The sequence below is a fragment of the Micromonospora sp. KC723 genome (genome assembly GCF_004348595.1).
GTDB lineage: Bacteria > Actinomycetota > Actinomycetes > Mycobacteriales > Micromonosporaceae > Micromonospora.
Genome location: NZ_SMKD01000274.1, coordinates 1 through 1,254 on the forward strand (window position 1 = coordinate 1; position 1,254 = coordinate 1,254).

1 protein-coding gene is annotated in these 1,254 nt (G+C 66.1%); it reads left to right on the forward strand.

The window, feature by feature from the left end:
* The first annotated feature begins 68 nt into the window (after nucleotides 1-68).
* Nucleotides 69-1,213, forward strand: a protein-coding gene (locus E1165_RS28605) for an IS3 family transposase (RefSeq protein ID WP_132394790.1) whose coding sequence is annotated in 2 segments (ribosomal slippage) — nucleotides 69-342 and nucleotides 342-1,213 — 1,146 coding nt in all. Because the reading frame shifts where the segments join, the coding sequence is not laid out codon by codon here.
* The last annotated feature ends 41 nt before the right edge of the window (nucleotides 1,214-1,254 follow it).

Genomic DNA, 1,254 nt, shown 5'->3' on the forward strand with positions numbered 1-1,254 from the left:
GGGTCTGCCCCCGGTTCGGTTGACTCCTGACCTGTGAGGATGCGTTCCTCGCTGGAAGGATGTCTGTCATGCCGAAAGCGTTTCCCCTGGAGTTCCGCCGTGATGTGGTCGCGGTCGCCCGCAAGGGCGAGGCGCCCATCGCCCAGGTCGCGAAGGACTTCGGGATCTCCGAGGCGTGTTTGCACCGCTGGCTCAAGCTCGCCGACGTCGAGGACGGCGTCCGTCCGGGGAGCACCAGTTCCGAGTCCGCGGAGCTGCGGGAGCTGCGCAGGCGTAACAAGGTCTTGGAGCAGGAGAACGAGATCCTGCGCAGGGCTGCGGCGTACTTCGCCAAGGAGATCTCCCCAAAATGATGTACCCGCTGGTCGGTGACCTGGCCGCGGGCGGGATCCCCGTCGCGGTGACCTGCCGGGTGCTGGGGTTCAGCAAGCAGGCCTACTACGCGTGGAAGAACAGCCCGGTCTCGCAGCGGGACTGGGACGAAGCTCACCTGATCGACGCCGCCCTGGACATCCACGCCGACGATCCGGCGTTCGGGTACCGGTTCATCGCTGACGAACTACCCGCCCACGGCATCACCGCCGGCGTCAACAGGGTGGCCAGGCTCTGCTCGGCGCAGCGGATCTGGTCGGTGTTCGCCAAGCGCAAGGGCCTGACCAGGCGGGCCGGGCCTCCGGTGCACGACGACCTGGTGCGACGCCGGTTCACCGCCGACGCCCCGAACCGGGTGTGGCTGACCGACATCACCGAACATCCCACCGCCGAGGGCAAGCTCTACCTCTGCGCGATCAAGGACGTGTACTCCAATCGGATCGTCGGCTACTCCATCGACACCCGCATGAAGGCATCCTTGGCCGTCTCGGCGCTGCGCAACGCGATCCGACTACGCAATCCGGCCGGCACCGTGGTCCACTCCGACAGGGGCAGCCAGTTCCGGTCGAAAAAGTTCGTCAAAGCATTGCGGTGTAACGGATTGACCGGCTCGATGGGCCGCGTCGGCGCGTGCGGCGACAACGCCGCGATGGAATCATTCTTCGCCCTGCTGCAACGCAACGTCCTGGACCGGCAACGCTGGCAAACCCGCCAGGACCTGCGCTTGGCGATGGTGACCTGGATCGAACGGACCTACCACCGCCGCCGACGGCAACGACGCCTCGGCAAGCTCACCCCGATAAAGTTTGAGACAATCAACAGGCCCGCACACGCGGCCTGAACCACTCAACCCCGCGAGTCAACCAAACCCGGGGCAGTCCC